Annotated in this window: 27 protein-coding genes; 8 read left to right on the top strand and 19 right to left on the bottom strand. The window is 41.5% G+C overall.

All coding sequences use genetic code 11. The annotated features are described in order from the left end of the window. The coding region (locus H6G76_RS38330; protein ID WP_397334002.1) for a bluetail domain-containing putative surface protein at positions 1-102 on the top strand (102 nt) is incomplete at its 5' end. A 63-nt stretch (positions 103-165) separates the two neighbouring features. After that, positions 166-1,995: a hypothetical protein gene (locus H6G76_RS33135; protein WP_190710320.1), complete on the top strand. Its 1,830-nt coding sequence runs from the start codon at positions 166-168 to the stop codon at positions 1,993-1,995. 67 nt (positions 1,996-2,062) lie between these two features. Here the strand turns inward: H6G76_RS33135 and H6G76_RS33130 are convergent, their stop codons facing one another. The 15 genes from H6G76_RS33130 to H6G76_RS33060 form a co-directional block, all read right to left on the bottom strand. After that, entirely contained in the window at positions 2,063-2,611 is a 549-nt protein-coding gene (locus H6G76_RS33130; protein WP_190710318.1) for a WGR domain-containing protein, read from the bottom strand. A 361-nt stretch (positions 2,612-2,972) separates the two neighbouring features. Beyond that, the gene (locus H6G76_RS33125) at positions 2,973-3,179 is read right to left on the bottom strand and encodes a hypothetical protein (RefSeq protein ID WP_190710316.1); all 207 of its coding nucleotides are present in this window, start codon (positions 3,177-3,179) and stop codon (positions 2,973-2,975) included. A 46-nt stretch (positions 3,180-3,225) separates the two neighbouring features. Further along, positions 3,226-3,411, bottom strand: coding sequence for a hypothetical protein (locus H6G76_RS33120; protein WP_190710314.1), 186 nt, complete (start codon positions 3,409-3,411; stop codon positions 3,226-3,228). A gap of 106 nt (positions 3,412-3,517) precedes the next feature. Continuing rightward, positions 3,518-4,015 (bottom strand): hypothetical protein, encoded by a 498-nt coding sequence (locus tag H6G76_RS33115; protein WP_190710312.1) that lies wholly within the window; start codon positions 4,013-4,015, stop codon positions 3,518-3,520. 76 nt (positions 4,016-4,091) lie between these two features. Further along, positions 4,092-5,714, bottom strand: coding sequence for an AAA family ATPase (locus H6G76_RS33110; RefSeq protein WP_190710310.1), 1,623 nt, complete (start codon positions 5,712-5,714; stop codon positions 4,092-4,094). Positions 5,715-5,742: 28 nt separating this feature from the next. Beyond that, a complete protein-coding gene (locus H6G76_RS37930) occupies positions 5,743-5,865 on the bottom strand; it encodes a hypothetical protein (RefSeq protein ID WP_277883156.1) in 123 nt (40 codons plus the stop codon). Between the two features lie 142 nt (positions 5,866-6,007). Continuing rightward, positions 6,008-6,214, bottom strand: a complete 207-nt coding sequence (locus H6G76_RS33100; protein ID WP_190710306.1) for a DUF2997 domain-containing protein — start codon at positions 6,212-6,214, stop codon at positions 6,008-6,010. Positions 6,215-6,217: 3 nt separating this feature from the next. After that, complete coding sequence (locus H6G76_RS33095) at positions 6,218-6,667, bottom strand: DUF1257 domain-containing protein (protein WP_190710304.1); 450 nt, start codon at positions 6,665-6,667, stop codon at positions 6,218-6,220. Between the two features lie 2 nt (positions 6,668-6,669). Then, positions 6,670-7,107 (bottom strand): DUF1257 domain-containing protein, encoded by a 438-nt coding sequence (locus H6G76_RS33090; protein ID WP_190710301.1) that lies wholly within the window; start codon positions 7,105-7,107, stop codon positions 6,670-6,672. Between the two features lie 67 nt (positions 7,108-7,174). Continuing rightward, positions 7,175-8,242, bottom strand: a complete 1,068-nt coding sequence (locus H6G76_RS33085) for a hypothetical protein (protein ID WP_190710299.1) — start codon at positions 8,240-8,242, stop codon at positions 7,175-7,177. A 237-nt stretch (positions 8,243-8,479) separates the two neighbouring features. Then, positions 8,480-8,740 (bottom strand): hypothetical protein, encoded by a 261-nt coding sequence (locus H6G76_RS33080; RefSeq protein ID WP_190710297.1) that lies wholly within the window; start codon positions 8,738-8,740, stop codon positions 8,480-8,482. Further along, positions 8,737-8,937 (bottom strand): hypothetical protein, encoded by a 201-nt coding sequence (locus H6G76_RS33075; protein ID WP_190710295.1) that lies wholly within the window; start codon positions 8,935-8,937, stop codon positions 8,737-8,739. Before H6G76_RS33075 ends, H6G76_RS33080 begins: the two co-directional genes overlap by 4 nt. 78 nt (positions 8,938-9,015) lie before the next feature. Beyond that, complete coding sequence (locus H6G76_RS33070) at positions 9,016-9,312, bottom strand: hypothetical protein (protein WP_190710294.1); 297 nt, start codon at positions 9,310-9,312, stop codon at positions 9,016-9,018. A gap of 43 nt (positions 9,313-9,355) precedes the next feature. Further along, positions 9,356-9,745 carry a hypothetical protein gene (locus tag H6G76_RS33065; protein ID WP_190710291.1) on the bottom strand — a complete coding sequence of 130 codons (390 nt, stop codon included), beginning with the start codon at positions 9,743-9,745 and terminating at the stop codon, positions 9,356-9,358. Between the two features lie 315 nt (positions 9,746-10,060). Continuing rightward, positions 10,061-10,972, bottom strand: coding sequence for a hypothetical protein (locus tag H6G76_RS33060; RefSeq protein ID WP_190710289.1), 912 nt, complete (start codon positions 10,970-10,972; stop codon positions 10,061-10,063). A gap of 623 nt (positions 10,973-11,595) precedes the next feature. On the opposite strand from H6G76_RS33060, the gene H6G76_RS33055 reads away from it, so the two are divergent. Both H6G76_RS33055 and H6G76_RS33050 read left to right on the top strand, forming a co-directional pair. Continuing rightward, positions 11,596-11,826 (top strand): hypothetical protein, encoded by a 231-nt coding sequence (locus H6G76_RS33055; RefSeq protein WP_190710287.1) that lies wholly within the window; start codon positions 11,596-11,598, stop codon positions 11,824-11,826. A gap of 150 nt (positions 11,827-11,976) precedes the next feature. After that, positions 11,977-12,123, top strand: coding sequence for a hypothetical protein (locus H6G76_RS33050; RefSeq protein WP_242056624.1), 147 nt, complete (start codon positions 11,977-11,979; stop codon positions 12,121-12,123). Positions 12,124-12,259: 136 nt separating this feature from the next. Here the strand turns inward: H6G76_RS33050 and H6G76_RS33045 are convergent, their stop codons facing one another. Next, complete coding sequence (locus H6G76_RS33045) at positions 12,260-12,679, bottom strand: hypothetical protein (protein ID WP_190710285.1); 420 nt, start codon at positions 12,677-12,679, stop codon at positions 12,260-12,262. Between the two features lie 462 nt (positions 12,680-13,141). Between H6G76_RS33045 and H6G76_RS33040 the strand changes: the two genes are divergently transcribed. Both H6G76_RS33040 and H6G76_RS33035 read left to right on the top strand, forming a co-directional pair. Then, positions 13,142-13,363, top strand: a complete 222-nt coding sequence (locus H6G76_RS33040; protein ID WP_190710283.1) for a hypothetical protein — start codon at positions 13,142-13,144, stop codon at positions 13,361-13,363. A 189-nt stretch (positions 13,364-13,552) separates the two neighbouring features. Next, positions 13,553-13,834: a hypothetical protein gene (locus H6G76_RS33035; RefSeq protein ID WP_190710281.1), complete on the top strand. Its 282-nt coding sequence runs from the start codon at positions 13,553-13,555 to the stop codon at positions 13,832-13,834. A gap of 991 nt (positions 13,835-14,825) precedes the next feature. Here the strand turns inward: H6G76_RS33035 and H6G76_RS33030 are convergent. From H6G76_RS33030 to H6G76_RS33020, 3 genes are all read right to left on the bottom strand, one after another. Then, entirely contained in the window at positions 14,826-15,158 is a 333-nt protein-coding gene (locus tag H6G76_RS33030) for a hypothetical protein (RefSeq protein WP_190710279.1), read from the bottom strand. Positions 15,159-15,230: 72 nt separating this feature from the next. Continuing rightward, positions 15,231-15,794 (bottom strand): hypothetical protein, encoded by a 564-nt coding sequence (locus tag H6G76_RS33025; RefSeq protein ID WP_190710277.1) that lies wholly within the window; start codon positions 15,792-15,794, stop codon positions 15,231-15,233. Then, entirely contained in the window at positions 15,754-16,029 is a 276-nt protein-coding gene (locus H6G76_RS33020) for a hypothetical protein (RefSeq protein WP_190710275.1), read from the bottom strand. The genes H6G76_RS33025 and H6G76_RS33020 overlap by 41 nt, the downstream gene beginning before the upstream one ends. A 281-nt stretch (positions 16,030-16,310) precedes the next feature. On the opposite strand from H6G76_RS33020, the gene H6G76_RS33015 reads away from it, so the two are divergent. Both H6G76_RS33015 and H6G76_RS33010 read left to right on the top strand, forming a co-directional pair. Further along, a complete protein-coding gene (locus H6G76_RS33015; protein ID WP_190710273.1) occupies positions 16,311-16,571 on the top strand; it encodes a helix-turn-helix domain-containing protein in 261 nt (86 codons plus the stop codon). Between the two features lie 83 nt (positions 16,572-16,654). After that, positions 16,655-17,149: a hypothetical protein gene (locus tag H6G76_RS33010; RefSeq protein ID WP_190710271.1), complete on the top strand. Its 495-nt coding sequence runs from the start codon at positions 16,655-16,657 to the stop codon at positions 17,147-17,149. Positions 17,150-17,217 lie beyond the last annotated feature (68 nt).

The raw sequence follows: 17,217 nt of genomic DNA, 5'->3' as shown, positions 1-17,217 counted from the left end.
TTAGCACTCAATGATGGGGTGGATGGATTTTCTGCACTGACTGATGCGGTAGTGGAGATTACAGGATACAAAGGCAATTTGGCTAATCTTGCTGTTGTTTAATCTTGCAGAAGAATTTGATCTTTCAACCCATAACAAATAACTTAAGGAGAGAGGATTTAACTTATGCCTAGACTTACGGTTCCACCCAATTTCATTGGCACTCCTAGTGTTGACACCTTAGTTGGCCAAGAGTTAAATGGCTCACCTGCAATCGGGATTGACATTTTAACAGGGGGTGACATCAATACATTGTCAGGAAACGACACCATTACAGGAGAAGGTTCTGCCCGCGACAATAGTAACAGCGCCAGTGGAATCAACGTCAGCGATGGTGGCAGTCTGGATGCTGGGGATGCAGACGACACCATCGTAGGTAAGGGTTCGGGCGGTGACGGTAGCAATGACAGTGCTGATAGCGGCAATGCTAATGATGGTGGCACTGGGATAGGAATTGCTAACAGCGGCAATCTGGTTGCTGGGAAAGGAAATGACACAATTACTGGTACTGGCACTGGTGGTACGGGTGGCATTGTTGATGACATTCCTAGCGATGGTGGAGAAGGAATCGGAATCAGCAACGTTGGCGCTCTAAATACAGAGGGCGGAGACGACACGATTACTGGCACTGGTACCGGTGGTAACAGCGGAGGCGACGGTGATATCGGCGGTACGGGAACTGGTATCACCAATACTGGCAATTTGAATTCCGGGAACGGAAATGACACAATTACTGGCACTGGTGCTGGTGGCAACGTCAACCCTGGCCCCGGTGGCGGTGAGGGCGGTAATGGAACTGGCATTACTAACAATAGCGGTTTAAATGCCGGGGAGGGAAACGACACAATTATCGGCATTGGTACTGGCGGCAACAGCCGCATCACTTTAGGCTGGGCAGGCGATGGCGGTACGGGAACTGGTATCACCAATACTGGCAGTCTGGATGCCGGGAATGGAAAAGATACTATTACTGGTACGGGAACTGGTGGCAACGGCGGAACCAATCGATGGGATGGAGGCGATGGCGGTACGGGAACTGGCATCGCCAATACTGGCAGTCTGAATGCAGGCAAGGGAAGCGACACTATCACTGGTACTGGTACTGGTGGCATCGCTGGTGCTAACTATGAAGGGGGTAACGGGGGTACGGGAACTGGCATCACCAATACTGGCAATCTAAATGCAGGCATGGGAAACGACACCATCACTGGTACTGGTACTGGTGGCATCGTCGGCATCGAATACATTAACAATAATGGTGGAGATGGCATCGGGATCAGCAATAGTGGCAAACTGAATGCAGAGAACGGGAACAATACAATTACTGGCACTGGTATTGGCGGCACGATCATCGGGGGCAACTACTCCGGCAAGAATGGGGATGGAATCGGCATCCAGAACAATAAAGACGCTATCATCACTACAGGATGTGGCAAGGACAAGATTACGGGTGATGGCACCAGTTCTGGAATAAACGCCACAGCATATGGCATCTTCAACGACGGATTAATCGATACTGGCAGTGGTTGTGACAAGCTGACTGGACAGGCTACAGTCACAAGCGGTGGTAGGGCCTATGGCATTTATGGACAAGGAACCATCAACACTGGCTCCGGCAATGATGAAATAACTGCCACTAGCACCATCAATGAAGTTCAACAGAAAGTCTCTATCGGTGGTGACATCACTATTGAGTTAGGCAGTGGGGATGACAAATTCAAAGGATTTGGTAGTGGAAGTGTGAATGGTGGAACAGGTTTTGACACATTAGACCTGAGTGTTTTTAATCGCTCCGAACTAGTCATTTCTGGTGTCAGTTCCAGTAATAGCCTCAACTTGGCTAATCTCACCTTCAATAGCAATGGAGATAGTATCACCCTTTCAACGGCTGGCTTTGAAAGTTTCATCTTTGCAGATAGCACTTTAGATTACAGCAGTTTGACAAACGCAGTATAGGTAAAGCTTTTTTTAGCAATGCCAAAAAACTACTACCAAGCTAATAATTAACTTGGTAGTCATTTGTTTAAATATTTCGCCAGAAATTCTTACTAATAGATTTCAGGCTAACTGTTTGCACTTCAACCGCCTGTATTTCTGAATTCTGCCCAACAACCACAGCATGGGATGGCAGCAGCGAATTTAGCAGTTGAACTTGATGATCAACATCTCCTACTGTTTGGTACACCCGATACGGGTCAATTTGCATCCCCAAAGGTATGGGAACGATTTTTAAGTAGTCGTTGAGCGTTTGGATATAGCTGCTATTAAAATTGTGATTAGCTACAAAAGACCGTAGACTATTGAGTAATTGCAATGCCCTTCTAATATCCGCAACAGAACAAGTAGAATCCATCTGCGGTTGACTTTCTTGGTAGCCTTTAGCTTTCTTCTCGGATATGAGATTATGATATTTGTAATTAGCTTGTTGTTGACTGGTTAAAGAGTGAACTTTAGTTTGGGCATTGTAGCCGACTCGACCCCATTGCACTGTTACTTTATTATCTTCAACCTTAGCTGACCAGAATTTGTTGCTGTTGTTAGCAGCATCGACATAGACAAGATAGGTTTCCATGATTTTTAGTATTTTGATAAATTAGTAGGTGGATCTTTGTTAGCAAAAACTCACCTATAGCCAACGCTTTAGTGAAATGAACTCGCTTTACATGGCAATGTTGCGTTGGTAAAGTGCTAGAGAGTAAATTGTCAGAATTCAGCACCCAGGAAGAGGCAGTGCGGTGGACGGATTTCCCGGCATAAAGGAGACAGTTGTGTGGGCGGCAATGCCCTCCGTGAGCAAACTGTCGTCAACTGCCATTCAGAAGTCAGAATGAATAAGTATCTATAAGATTAGTAAATTCATTCATCAAATATTTCTCCTTATTCTTTAACTCTTCTGACGGATGTATTCTGACTCCTAAATTCTTAGAGTAAATTTAGTATTGAGTGAGAATTCTTCCCATCTGTTTTGCGAGTGATTGTCCGTATTCGACTTGCTTAAAATCATATTTAAACCTTAAATCTATACTTCCAGGATAAGGAAATATATTTTGGTGTTTATCTTGAATTATGATTTCATCTATCCTAATTCCACCACAAATTAATTCTGTAGTTTCAAAACCCTTAATTTGGTAAGGAGCCATTTTCCTAATTCCTAAATTTTGCTGAATGTTTGTTTTTTCAATTTACTCATAAGGGTAGCAAATAAGGCAGAGCTTCTTGAATTACTTTTTGGTCTTCTCCAGTTCTGCCCAAATCAGGTTTACTCGAATCATCATTTGCCACGACTGTAGCTGCTGATTTGGCTAAATCTTCGGGGCATCCTCTATCAGTGAGTGCTTGAATAGTTGCATCATACAACCCTTGATTTTTCATGAGTCAATCCTTGAATTTTTAATGTTTTCAACGGTTGATTGCGAAGCGTTTTTACTGAATAAATCAAGACTAAATGTTTTTAGAAATAACATTTAGTCTTGGTAAGCTATTGATTTACCAGCAGTCGCGCGTTGCCCCAATGAAGTTGATGTTGTAGGGCATCAAGTATTGTTTCAGTTTCGTCAATTGTTATTCCTTCTAACTCAGAACAAACCTGTGGTAATACTCGCGGCATTTCTTCACAAATAAATCTGACGAACAGCGCATCTTGTAATGCTTCTAAAACAGAATAGTCATCAGATTTACAAAACTGTTGCATGAAAGCATAATGCGCTAAAGTCAAGTCGCTTTGCTCCAATTCAAAATTAAAAATTAAAAATTTAAAATTAAAGACAATCAGTGGGGTTTTGTCCACAGAATTAATTAATTTGAAATTATTATTCTTCATTTTGAATTTTGAATTTTGCATTTTGAATTCAAAAAGGGTTATACGTAACAACAATTTTGTTTCTCTATCCAGTTGTTCTAGATATGGCCCGTATTTTCCTACTAAAGAATCAATACGGGTAGTTTGTCCGTAATAAGTGACTAAATCTCTCGACATTTTTCAGATATTTTTGAGACAGAATATAAATGAAGCGATTGCCTCTAATAAAACATACAGACAATCGCTATGAAAATCAGTTCAAGTTCCGGAATCTTGCAGTCTTCAACGACTGGGTAGGTTTATCTGCGATCGCCGTTGAAGCCGCCCTTGCCGTTTTCGCCCATTCACGCATACGCTCGACTGCCGCCGCATCTTGCACAGCCAGTGGTGTAATCGTCTGCCGACAAGCTTCTAGATCACCCAAAGTCACCTGCTGCGCTCGTCCTTCATCAAACGCCAACAGTGCAGCTTCGGCGGCAAGAGTTTCCAATTCAGCACCGGAGAATTGGGCGGTGGAAGCCGCGATCGCTTCAAGATACTCCGATTCAACAGTGATGCCAAAGCGTTGCAGATGAATGCTGAGGATTTGCGCTCGTTCGGGTTCGGTTGGTAGATCGACGAAAAAGTTTTCATCAAATCTGCCTTTCCTTTTGAGTTCCGTTGGTAGTGCGGAGGGGTCATTGCAGGTGGCGACGACAAACACACCACTCTGACATTCAGACATGAACGTGAGAATGTTGCCCAAGATTCGCTGTGAAACACCGCTAGTGTCGCTTTGACCAGACAGAGCTTTTTCCACTTCGTCTACCCACAACACACACGGAGCAATAGCTTCAGCCGTTTTTAATGCGCGGCGAACATTGCCCTCAGATTCACCAACTAGAGAACCCAGAAGAGACGCGATGTCAAGCTGAAGTAGTGGTAAATTGAGAATATTAGCGATGTTCTTGGCACAGATCGATTTTCCAACTCCGGGTGGGCCAGCCAACAACACACCTTTAGGTTGTGGCAAATGCAGCAGTCTTGCTTCTTGCGTAAACAGCCGCCGCCGACGATTCAACCACTCGCGTAATAGGTCGAGTCCGCCAAAGGGGATGCTTGCAGGTTTCCCTAACTCAATACCCATTTGAGAGAGCAGCCGAGTTTTGTACTGCACAGCTAATGGTGTCACAGTCGCATCAATAGTAATACCATTGCAGCTCAAACGCTCTTTAACAGTCAACCTTAAGAAGTCGCTGATTTCTTCGAGAGTTAAGCCTAGTGCAGCACGAGCCAAGGATTCTTTCTCGGAGGTAGTTAAGGCAACGGTGAACTTAACTTTTTGCTCTTGCGCCGACTCCCCTAAATACTGCAAATACGAATCCAAATGCTCTTGAATCTGTTCAACTGTTGGCAGTGGCACTTCTGCAAACGGAATCAACCGTACCAAAGACTCATGCAGTTGAATATTCTGACCTAAGAAGATAATCCGTTTGTCGGTGGGTTTTAACCTGTGGTACAAGTTCTTAACCCGTGTGAGGATTTCCCAGGATAACTGCGGAGAATTCTTGCCGAGAAAGGGATGCACGTCACCCAGAATAAATACGCCGTTGCCTGTGAAGTTATTGATGTACTCGAAAATATATATTAGCGGGTCTGCTTGTGGTGGTCTTTTATACTCTGGTACTGGCTTAAACACCAATCCACCATCGTTAGCAATCTGGCATTGTTCCAGCCCGGATACTCCCAGGTTCCAGAAGTAGGTCGGGCATTCAAGTTTTTCTTGTGCAGAAGAAGTGAGCCACTGGATAATTGTCGCTTCTTCTGGGGCAAGGACTTCTAATGCCGAGATGGGGATTTGTGAGTCGAGTGTTGCAAATAAGCTATTTAGGTTCATGTTCTTTTTGATACGGTAGAGGTACGAGTTATTTATGAGTGCTGGTTTGTTGGACAAGCACTTGATAACATTCGGCATCGCCGTCAAATACTTCTGCTATACCGTTGTTGTCCGGGTAGGCTATTGCCGTCACTATCGCATTAAGCAGCACACATAAGCCCTCCGTGTTTGCCTTGATGATTACGGGCTGTCGGGCTTTTTTTTGTGCGTAGATGTGGATGAAAGGGTATTCTTTAGGCAAATCCATAAACGCTGGGGGAAAGCATAGTAATTGTGGCTTTCCCCTTCTCTCCTTATTGTCTTAATCTGGTTTGATGCGCTGAAGTTGTCCGTATTTGCTGAGTTTGGGCTTCAGATTTAAACTCCCGTTCGCCCACAACCCCCAACGCCTCTTCTATTGGTTGCGTGGCTTCCAGGCAACTCAAACCTTCAAAGCCTTCTGCTTCTACCTTTACTTGACCAGTAGACTTATCAAAATGGATCAAAATTGAGCGTTCCATAAATTATCTCCTAGCAAACTGTTGAACTTCCTGATGTCCGGCAAAAGTCAGGCGTAGGGTTTGCACTTGTCCCGTAGTTTCTTCGGTTATGGTGCATTCGCCAAATCTCTCGCGTAATTCTTCAGCTTTTGCCAGTACCATCCGTTTACCGTAAGCTGGCATCAACTGATGACTGAAGAAGTTTTCCCCAAGCCGAGGTGTTGTTTCATACTCGTCATGGATAACTTGGTAAGCTTGATCAGCTTTATTCCAACGAAAACCAATATCTGCACGAGCTTTTATAGTGTGACCAGCAACTACAATCTCTGCACTTTGTCCTTGCGAATCCCCGTAGTAACCCGTTAATGGCTGTGGCGTTTCATAAACCTTGGGTTGCAGTTTTAGATCCTCTAAGGCTTGCACCAAGCATTCACGATTGACTAAACGAGTTTTGACTGTTGAAAAGTGAGACATTTTTATCTCCTTACTGTTACTGTTGGAAGTGACACGCGAACAGTTGTAACCGAACCATGAGTTACGGTTTCCACTACTTCACCGCCCATTTGCAGCGCAAGTTTAGGCAAGTACAAGTTGATGTACTCTTCTTGCAGCTTGGGGAGAAACTGTGGCCCTAGCCCGAAGCCTTTCTTAGCCTGTCCATACCTTTTGTCATAGTCAGAAATGAAACATTCAAATTCCGTACCATTCCAGTAAAAACCTAAATCATTGCTGGCATGACTGATTTGATTGCGGGGTACGACTATGTGGGCAGTTTGTTCTCTCTGGTCGCCTCTGTAGCCATATAAATGTACTGGCTTGTCATGGATTTGGGGATAAAAGCCAAATCTCTGCAATGCTTCGACCAGACAGGATTGGTCTTTGAACTTGATAGCGATTTTTGAAAAGTGTGACATATTTAAAACACCAAAGAATTTTCAGTAAGTGCAATGCAATGAATTATTCTCACTGCATTGCATTTTTCTAACGGAACTTAAACGCGCTCACAGTAGCAACCGTCAGCCCAACGTCAGAGCTTGCCAGTTGTTGCAGATTGCGCTGCTCGTCCAGTAATTTAGAACGAATATCGTCCATCTTTTGCTGGAGTTGCGTACGCCCATCTGCACCCAGATTCTTATCAACAATTGCCGGATCATCCACAATGGAATTCAAATGCTCCATCATCGACTGGAGACTACCGCCAGCTTCGGGACTAGCATTCGCCAGCAAAACCTGTACCTTCTGGAGATGTTTCTGCATCTTTTGTTTGAATCGTACAGGCTTTCGCCCTGGTTCCCAGTCCGCCAACTCTTCTAACAACTGCGCGGCGAGTTGTTCACCTCCAGCGATCGCCGCTTCCTTGAGCCTTTGCTCTAGATTTTGGTCGTACTGTTGAATGAACTGGGTGATTTGATTGAGGCATTCGGCTTGTTGCTGGTTCAACTGTTCCGACAATGCGGGGATAATCACGGGACGACCAATAATCACCTGCAAACAATCCTCTAACTCGCTCAATGTCGGGAATGCTCTCAGCAGATTCGCTTTAACTTCCGCTTGTTTATCTTGCGGCAGTTCCCAAGTGTTTAGGGAAATGAAGTTTTCTATCCGTTGCTGATAATCCGCCAGCCCTTGCTCGTACTCATCCTTAAGCTTGGTGCGTAGTGTTGGAGCGATCGCATCTCTAATGTTGAGCAATTGACTCCACACCAGAGGAGCTAAATCAATCGGGCAAATCCAATCACCGTTGTCAGATGTCATCCATTCCTGGACAGAGGCGATTTCTTGTCTGAGTTGACTGGCCGCTTCATTAAGAGCTTTGAATACTTTGATGCCACGCAAACCTACTTCAGAATTAGTCACTTTAATGAGATCGGATTCTGTGCCAGTATCTTCAGATTTCAGCACATCTGCCCATTTTGGTGCTGCACTTATTGTGCTGTTTTTAATTCGGATACTAAAGCGAATACGGGTTTTATTTAATTTGGAGAAATTGATTCTTTCGACAGTTGCATCAGCGAGAAATGTTTCTGACGGTGCGATTGCTTGTACCATTGTTCAGTACCATTACTAAGTTTTCAACAATCATTAGCGAAGCGCATCAACAATTCGCAATTCGCAATTCGCAATTCGCAGTTATGATTAGTAGGTATTAAAATCCTTTGTGCTATTGCTAACTAGTGCATTAATTACTTGAAACCAGCAATTTTTAAATGCTCATCCATGTTTAATTATTCAATTGGATAATTCGCATTTTAATTGCGAATTGCGAACTGCGAATTGCGAATTGATTTATAGCAATCCCATTTGTACTACAGTTTGCTCTTTCGGAGGCTCATAAGTTTGACCTTCAATCTCCTGACATTTGATGCCTAATTTTGTGGAGTTCAAGAAAATCTCAGATGTTTTGCGTTGGTTTGGCAGTGGTGCAAATACATACTTGCTATTCTTGCCACTGCTCTCAGTTTGCACATATCTGTATTGAGTACCATCAATCAAATAGACTTTCGATTGACTCAGTGTTTTCGTTTCAAAAACAGGATTTAGTTTCATGAGTGCTGCTCCAGTTCGAGATAGTAACCATTACCTGTCTTCTTTACCTTGGCTATATCTTTGGTTATCAAATCTTGAATCACAGTCTGGCTAAAATTTAGTTCTGACAATCTAGCTCTTCCGTCTCTATTTTTCAGGAATTGGAGACAAGCATTATTATCAAGAGCAGACTTTTTACTGCTGGTTTTGGTTTTCATATTTTTGATGGTTGAAATTGTTTGAGGTAGGAATTCAGAAGTTGCGAAATAAAAACTCCTGAATTCTGAGGCTTTGTTTTAGCTGTAAACTTTGAGGGATGTTGCCTTTCTTTTGAGATTCCCGTTACCGTCATCGCCGTTGGTTGTAATAGTAGCTTGGCGGTTGCATTCTGACATCGGGCAAACAAAATCCCAATGGTTAATCTGCAATTTCTCTCGATGCTCTACCAACACAATTTGGTTTTTACGCTTGGGGTCTTTATTGCTGATTAAAAACGCATCGCCCAAGGCATAAAATCCAGTCAAAGCATAGTGCCGCTTACCGCCTAGCATTAGAGTATCCCAGGCAAGTTGTTTTTCTTGTTGCTTGTTCATCGCTTTTGATTAATAGTTTCAGATGAATTGTGCGAAGCTATATCTATGCAGCAGAACGCCTGGAGATATTTTTGGCTTTGTCAACAGCGATTTTAGGCTTGATATTTTCAAACGGGGTTTTGATTTCTAGCGGTATTCCTAACTGTGCTTGAAGCATTGCAACTTGATTGAGATGCTTATCAATTTCAGTTAGAATTTCCTCTTCAGATTCTTGGGGTGAAAGCTGTTGAATTTCGTTCTCGCTCATGTAAACTATATCTTTGCTGTTCTTATCAGGCAGTAATCCATACTGCCATCCAGCACCACTTTCTTTTGCAATCAAACTGTCACTCGGAACAAATTCAATCCCTACTACTATTCCCTGCTTTGTGCGTTGACCAAACGTAAACCTTGGATATCCCCAGCCGCGTGGAATTGTGATTGTGACTTGCATACAATCTCTCCTTTTGGATTATTTTTTGATTTTTCGGGTTTAATAATCAAAGCGGTTTCATCTTTGATTAATGAACAATTAACTTTCGATTCAGACTTGGCGTAGCAATACTATTTGTGCAAAAATCTTAGAGTTGAATCAATTTTATTTTCTTAAGCGATTGCTCTTTAAATGAAACAGCGATCGCTTGAGTTTTTAGAACAGTTTTGTGGTTAACTGCTGCCAGGGCAGGATTTTTTGGCAATCAAAAAGCGGTCTGCTGTTAACAAACCGCCTCGGAACTTGATAAGTTGTATCGAAGACTGGAAATTTCTTTTATTGGGTAAATCTTGCTAATAGTTCTTCACGAGATAGTGATGATAATTGCAGCAAAACATTAGCAAACTCTTCTGAGGGTAACTGTAGCAAACCGTTAACAACTCTCGACAATTCATCATCAACAGAACCAAATCGAACTTTGAGCAAATTCTCTACTATTTGGCGTTGTCCCAGTTGTACTCCTTGCTCCACACCTTCTTGTACAGCAGCAGCCCTGGCTTCTTCGTAAGCTTGGGTTAAGTTCATAATTAGCTCCTCGTCATCTTGGGTTAACTCTGGTTGTGCCATTAAGCTAATACGCCATCTGTAAATTATCTCCAGCACATTGCGACGCAAGCGGTTTTCTGTTGGCAGTGCTACAAGTTCACTAACAGCAAGTTGTTGAACCTTTCCCCTACCCAACAGCCGAAACCAAAGCGTGTCTGGAGTTGAAGGTAGTTTATTAATCGCAACTATTGCTCCTCGCTCTCCTTCGGGCAGAAAGTATACTCCATCAGGCCAATTGTCTAAATCTAGTGTAGCCCCAAAAGTCTTGAGCAGAGTTTCTGAAGCACTTGGCGACAGAATCCACAGCCTTGGTAAGTCATTCTCTGCTATTGCTGTGTCTTCTCGATTAGCCTGACGTTGGGAATCGGCAATCACGGTAAACAATTTTTGAAGGCAACTACGCACTTCGGAAAAACTTGGCTGATTACGAAATGGTTCTAACAGTGCAGTATTTAACAACGCAATTCTGCCCAATAATCCTAAAGTTTCAGCATCAGCAGTGGAATTTGGTGTTGCAGAAAATAAAACATCGATAAATCTTGTCTCGTCAGTAACTTCTTGATTTGTTCTTACTTCACCCAAAGGTGACAATAATTCCTCTAAGAATTGCTTGGCAAATTGATCGTGCGGCTTGGTAGTCATATCAAAAATCAGAATTTAGTAATGATGGAGCATGATTGATTAGGTCAAATAAACTGGGCTATTTGTTTTGACACAGATGTAAATCTCCATTTAATAAATATTTAGCGAAACCAGCATTGTAATTGGGCAACATCGAATATAGCGAACCATAACCAACAGTTTGAGCTAATCAAGTATTTTTTCGCAAATATTCAAGCTCAAAAACCAGCCTTTGAATATTGCTTGTTTTTAAATTAACTATGTAAGAGATTCTTAAGAAATCCTAAAGAAAAAATTGCATAATATTTCCTGATTGTTGGGTTTAATAAATCTCTGAAAAACTTTAGGAAAGATGTTAATTTGTCAGCCCCATCTAACAAAGCCATAGTTATAATCAATATCTAGGAGAAGAAAACAAATAGCACTGTTAAGCAGAGTGGTTAATATTAGCAACCACATATTTTTATTTGCTAGTAAGTGACATTAAAAAGTAGATAGGCGTAACCTTCTAGCAGTAGCTATTTAGATAATTCAAAAGTAAGGCAATTATTAAATAAGGTTGAAGATTTTCAACAGCTTCAACCCAGAAAGCTTGCCATAAATACAATGTTAAAACCAGGAATTTGCAACAATCATCTACAACTATGACATTTCATCAGTTACGCACAGGAGAGTTTTTTTGTTTTTCTGGGATGACAAAAGCCAAAGTTTATCGGAAAGTAAATGCAACTTATTGCAGTCAAAATGGTTTTTTACAACCGATTCGCCCACATACAAGAATTAGGCGGTTAAGCTCATCAGAAGTCAAAGAATATTTAACTGTGAAACCAAACTCAGCCTTGAGTAATAATATGGAACATAACCATAGGTGGTAAAACGGCTTTCATCTGGGTCTGTAGCATGAATAGAAGTTAATCCGAATGGAGATTTCATGTACAGTAGATATATCTCTCAAGACTTAGATGTTGAACTCACCTTGGCAAAGTCCAATTCCCTTGTCTCAATACCCAAATCTGAGAGTCGTAATGTATTTCGAGAGTGATGGTCACTGGGTTCCGATTAAATACTGTCATTTATCACGAGCCGTTGAAATTCATTACCGCATAGTATCCCAAGCAGGTAAAGAAGTTGTGATCTTTCCTGTTGATTTAGATCCAAACCTTTTTAACTAACAATAATTTGAATTAGTTATTTACTCCCGTAGATCAACTAAGTGATAGCGGGAGTTTTTTTATTTACTTAAATCAATAAATTGACCTACTTAATTTCAGTAGCTAATCTTTTGACAATCTTTTAAATCATTCCACATTAGACAACTTCCAGACGTAGTAGTGGTTTGTGCTGGGAATTGATTTTACTACTGAGGTAAGCCAATGCTGTTTTTGCAGCAACTACACTTGAATCAAACTGTTTATCTTGTGCTGATAAGCGTTTGTAATCTGGATGTTCGACAATCTGGGCAATCAAAGCTTGGGTATGATTAATTAGTTGTGAAAGTCCTATAGATTCGCTGTGGCAATGTGGTAAATCTTCACCCTTAAAATGTTTGAGAAAACGGCTGCTTGAATGCGGTAAGATTGAGTATCTCCAGCCAGCACCTATAGTATCTCCTAACAATGTACTATCTGGTAAATATTCTAGTCCGATCACCAAACCCTGATGAGTTTGTTGTCCGAAAGCAAATCTGGGGTATGTCCACTCATACGGAAGAGTAATTGTTGGTTTCATAAGTAATCTAATTTTGTAATTAAAATTACAGTTGATAATTTTTGCTAAATGTCAGTATTGATAAAACCTAACTCCGAAAAGCTTTTACTTATATTGAAAAACACATCATTATTAGATATACATCAGCTGTGTTTGAGCGACTACTTTTAGCAAACAAAACATATTCAAAATATTAAAGAGGAAAATTTATAGGTAGAAATAGTTGTGATATTTATTTTTAGCATTAAGCTTTTCAAGTTAATCTGAGGGGTTTAACACTGTAATATCAGCAAATCTTGACAATTTAAGATTATTTATACCATTAATAAGTTTTAGTGAAGAAAACAGAGTAATTATTTTTCTTTTTAACTGATAAGTTAAATACTGCACTAAAAACTGTTTTTGTTTACTAGCCTGTGCTATTTAAACAGAAATCAGATGTCAAAAATGTTATAAATTGACTTTGTTACTCAAGGCTGGCGTATGTTTTTTCAACAACTACGCACAGGTGATTACTTCCGAATTGCTGGTGTCAGTAGTAATTCTGTTTACAGAAAAGCTAGCAGTTCATATTGTCATATCAATGGTTTTTTGCAGCGAATTAAACCTTATGTTTTAGTCACAAGGTTAACTTTTAATGAGATTGAAGCATATAGAGCGCAACAGCAATCTGAACTTGATAATACTGAAACAGATAGCAAATAAATATATACACGCTGATCAATAGCGTTCAAAGCATCAATTTATTACGCTGTTAATAGCTAATAATAACAGCATTTTCTCAGCCTCCAACAACCTATACCATTTCTTGTTTTGATTCTGTAACCCCTGCTGATTGCCAGAATTTCGAGTGTAAGGTAATGTGTACCTAATTCAGTAGTTGAAGTCGTTTTTATGACATTTAAGGAACTTCAAACAGGCGATTATTTTCGTATTTTGGGCATAACTACCCCTTACGTCTACCGAAAAACCAACGATGACTCTTGCACCTTGAATGAGACTTTACAGCCGATTCGACCTTACACATCAGTGAAAAAGCTCACTGGGACAGAACTTATTGAATTTCTAGGACAACAGCAACCGGACTCTCAACCACAACGCACAGTTAGGTTAAAATCTCGACCTGTCCCTAGTAGAGAAAAGGCAGGCATCTCAAAGTATGGGATCATCAAGTAATCAGTGAATTGGTCTTCAGGGCAAGTACTTCTTTTAGTGCCTGCCCTTCTTACACAAGAATCCTTGTTTCTCTAACTGAAGCTAACCCAACATCCCCACACCTATCAACCAAAGCCTCACACAAATCAGCCGACTTCACCCCAACCACCCCCCGGCTGAATTTCACTAGCCAATCCATTGAGGAACGATTGATAATCGGGGTAATTTTTGACAACAGCAACTAGACAGATAAATGGATATTCCTCCCAGAAGTAGACATGGTAATAAGCACTTATTAAACTGCAAGTAGTAGAATACTCAAGTTAGAGCAGCTAAAAAAATTTAGCTGTTCTTCTCTTTCGGTGTATTTCATTTAAATTTCATCACCACACGGTTAATTACACTCAACTCAAACAAGCATCTAGAAAATTTAGTTATTATTTGAATCTCTGGTAATTAGGAAAACTCTCTTGACGAATTTTTCTGTAAACTCCGAAAGAAAGGATATGAAACTGATGATTTTAATCCAAGCAAACAAGATACTATACATCTAGTAACCTAATACTTAGAGAATTTAGAGTCAGAGCAGCTAAAAAGCTTTAGCTGTTCTTATTCCTTGAGTGCCGCTAATAAACTTTGAAAAAGCTTGTAGCCAGGGATAGATGGTACATCTGCATTTGAATCTTCTGGAGGCAGCAGAATTTTATGCGTTGACCCTTCGCACAAGCACTCACAATCGTGTATCGTTAAGTGTCCCATGATAAACAAATGTTCTAAAATGGGACAAATTTAAAAAACCCGATTGAACAAAATTGAGATAGAAGCAGAAAACGGTAAGCACAGTAAATTGCTATCAAATAACCTGTCAATAACTGGTTATAATAAAATATTAATTCTCTTGACCGTTCTTATTTTTGGTTCATTGCTCATTAAGCTCAGATTTAATAACACAGGCAACCATCCCTAATTATGGTGCAATCGCCTGACATAACTTATTAAATCTGAGCCTTCCCTAAGCCACAGCCCCCAAACGCGTTTCTTGTGCCTTTCTGATGACACTAGCAGCTTGCATGAACTCGTCTAATGCAATCACCGCACTCAACGGTTCTTGATGCTGAATTTTATCAACGCAGTTTGACCAGTGGGTTAAATGTTCAAAAACCAAACCCAGCATTGAATCGCCTTTGTAAGCTTGATAAACCCTTGGACACGCACCATTACAATAGACCAGCTTGTAGCCAGGGACTTCTAATATCTCTGCATTTGGGTCTGTTGGGGGTAGCAGAATTTTATGCGCTGGCCCTTCAGGCAGACATTCCGAATCGTGTATCGTTGATAAAGTCATGATAAACAAAATGTTTTGATGTCAGTATTTAGGCGATAGCGTGTGGAGACTGCAATCGCCTTTTACCTCAAACTAAGCTGCAACTACTGGCCGCACTCCCAGATAAGCAATCGCAATATCCGCAGTATCAGCCACCTGATTCCTGCCATACAGTCTTGGGCGAGAGTACCAGCCTTCTGCATTGCAACCGACGAAGCCGACTAAACGCCCTTCCCGAAAGACTTTCGTGCTGAACGATAGCCAGTCAATATCACTGTGCCACAACCCGTATTTGCGACAGACTTCTTCGAGTTCGTCCGATAGTCGCTCGTTGCGCTGACGCGGGGTTTCTGGTTCAGCGATAGTTGGTTTAACTTCGGCTACTCTTGCGGCGAACCAAGTCTTGTCGAATGGCAGTCTTCCGCCACCCTTCAGTTGCACCCATACAGTGATGCCGCCTTCAATCCAGATGGTTTTGATTTGGTCGGGGGTGCTGTCTATGATGGTTGCGATGATTTGGCGATCTCTGTGGGTTAGCGGGTCTTGGGTTGGGGCTACCGTTTCGGACTGGGTTGCAAGAAGGTCGTTGAGTTCTTGCTGTGCTTTCTGTTGCTCGTCAACAGGTAGGGCTTGCTCTATCAGTGTTCCGTAAGGCATAATAAAACTCCTTTGATGAAGAGGGAAAGGCGATCGCAGTAGTTGTCCAGACGCGTGCGATCGCCTTTGTTTTTACGAACAAAACGTTGTGGATTCCCACAACGCATTCACAGAAATTTAGCGAAGCTTTTAGAACATAAGAGATGTGCAATTGTTTACCAGGGGGTAAGCAAACGCACTTTTCTGGTTTTAGTGCAGATATTAGTGAATGTCCGTTGATTGCATCGCCAGGCACTCTTTACCCACTCAATAGTTGAGCTTGTGCTATACCCCAGCAATCATGTCTCTGGACTATGTTTAGTTAAATAGAACTTTTTGCAAACCCTTGATTGCGTTCTGGTGCAGGCGGTTTACTATTCCTTTGCCCATATATTTAATATAAAGTCTTACTTAGTATTTGTCAAGTTAGACTTAATGAATGTATAGTAGACTTAGTAAAGATAAAGTGCTAACTTGTAGAAATGAATACTAAACCGAGGCTTAAATAAAGGAGGTGGTTTAGTGAGTTCATGCTTGATGAAAGTTGAAAAGCGGATTCGTAAAGAAGTCCCTGGTTTAGGAGAAAGAATTAGACGCGCTAGAAAAATCGATAGACGATCTCTACAAGAAATAGCTGCTTTAGCTGGAATGAGTACACCCAATTGGTATGCGATTGAAAATGAAGAAATGAAAACGCTTCCACTGGAAACACTTAGAAGAATAGAAGCAGCTTTAGGTGTTAGTTTTGACGTTAACTTCGATGGAAATGAGGATGAGACTGAGGAGGATGAAAATTAATCACTCTAAACACGATATTTAAAAGCGATCGCCCGCCGGCAAGCAACGCGATCGCTAACTAAACCACCACAAAGTGTATAGTCATGTCTAACTTACCAGCTATCAGCAAACTCCTTCAAGACAACCCTGCCTTACTCACTACTGAAGGCTTATCAGCGTTGCTTGAAGACTGCATCTGCCTGAAATACCCAAGCCATCATAAATTTACTTACCCATCTTTGCTCAACAGAGATATCTACCTAGCACTTGCTGAACTGGGCAACGGCAGCACTCAGGATGAAGAAATGATCCGCCGCATCATGGCAGACCCCAAAGGTTGGTGCATTGATGCGCCAGCAGATGTTCAACAAGGAGCTAAGTTTTACGAACGCCTGGGCAAAATGTTTGATGCTGACTTTAGCACAGACCTGTTTGTTTACCACCGTGTTAGGGACAACATTCATCAACTCCAGCACAAATTGGGGATTTCTGGAGTTAGCGACAGAAATGTTTCTATGCGCGATCGCTTATTCTCATACCCTGCCGCAGAAGATCAGCTGATTCTGCTAGTAGTCCACCAAGGAAATTTTGCTGGGTAATACCCTCTAATTGATAAACTAGTCAAAAAAGGGGTTGAGCATGGCGAAAAAGTATATTGTAGATTTAA

Origin of the sequence: Nostoc sp. FACHB-152 (assembly GCF_014697475.1) — a bacterium.
Classification (GTDB): domain Bacteria; phylum Cyanobacteriota; class Cyanobacteriia; order Cyanobacteriales; family Nostocaceae; genus Nostoc_B.
This window is presented reverse-complemented; position numbering and strand designations above follow the sequence as displayed.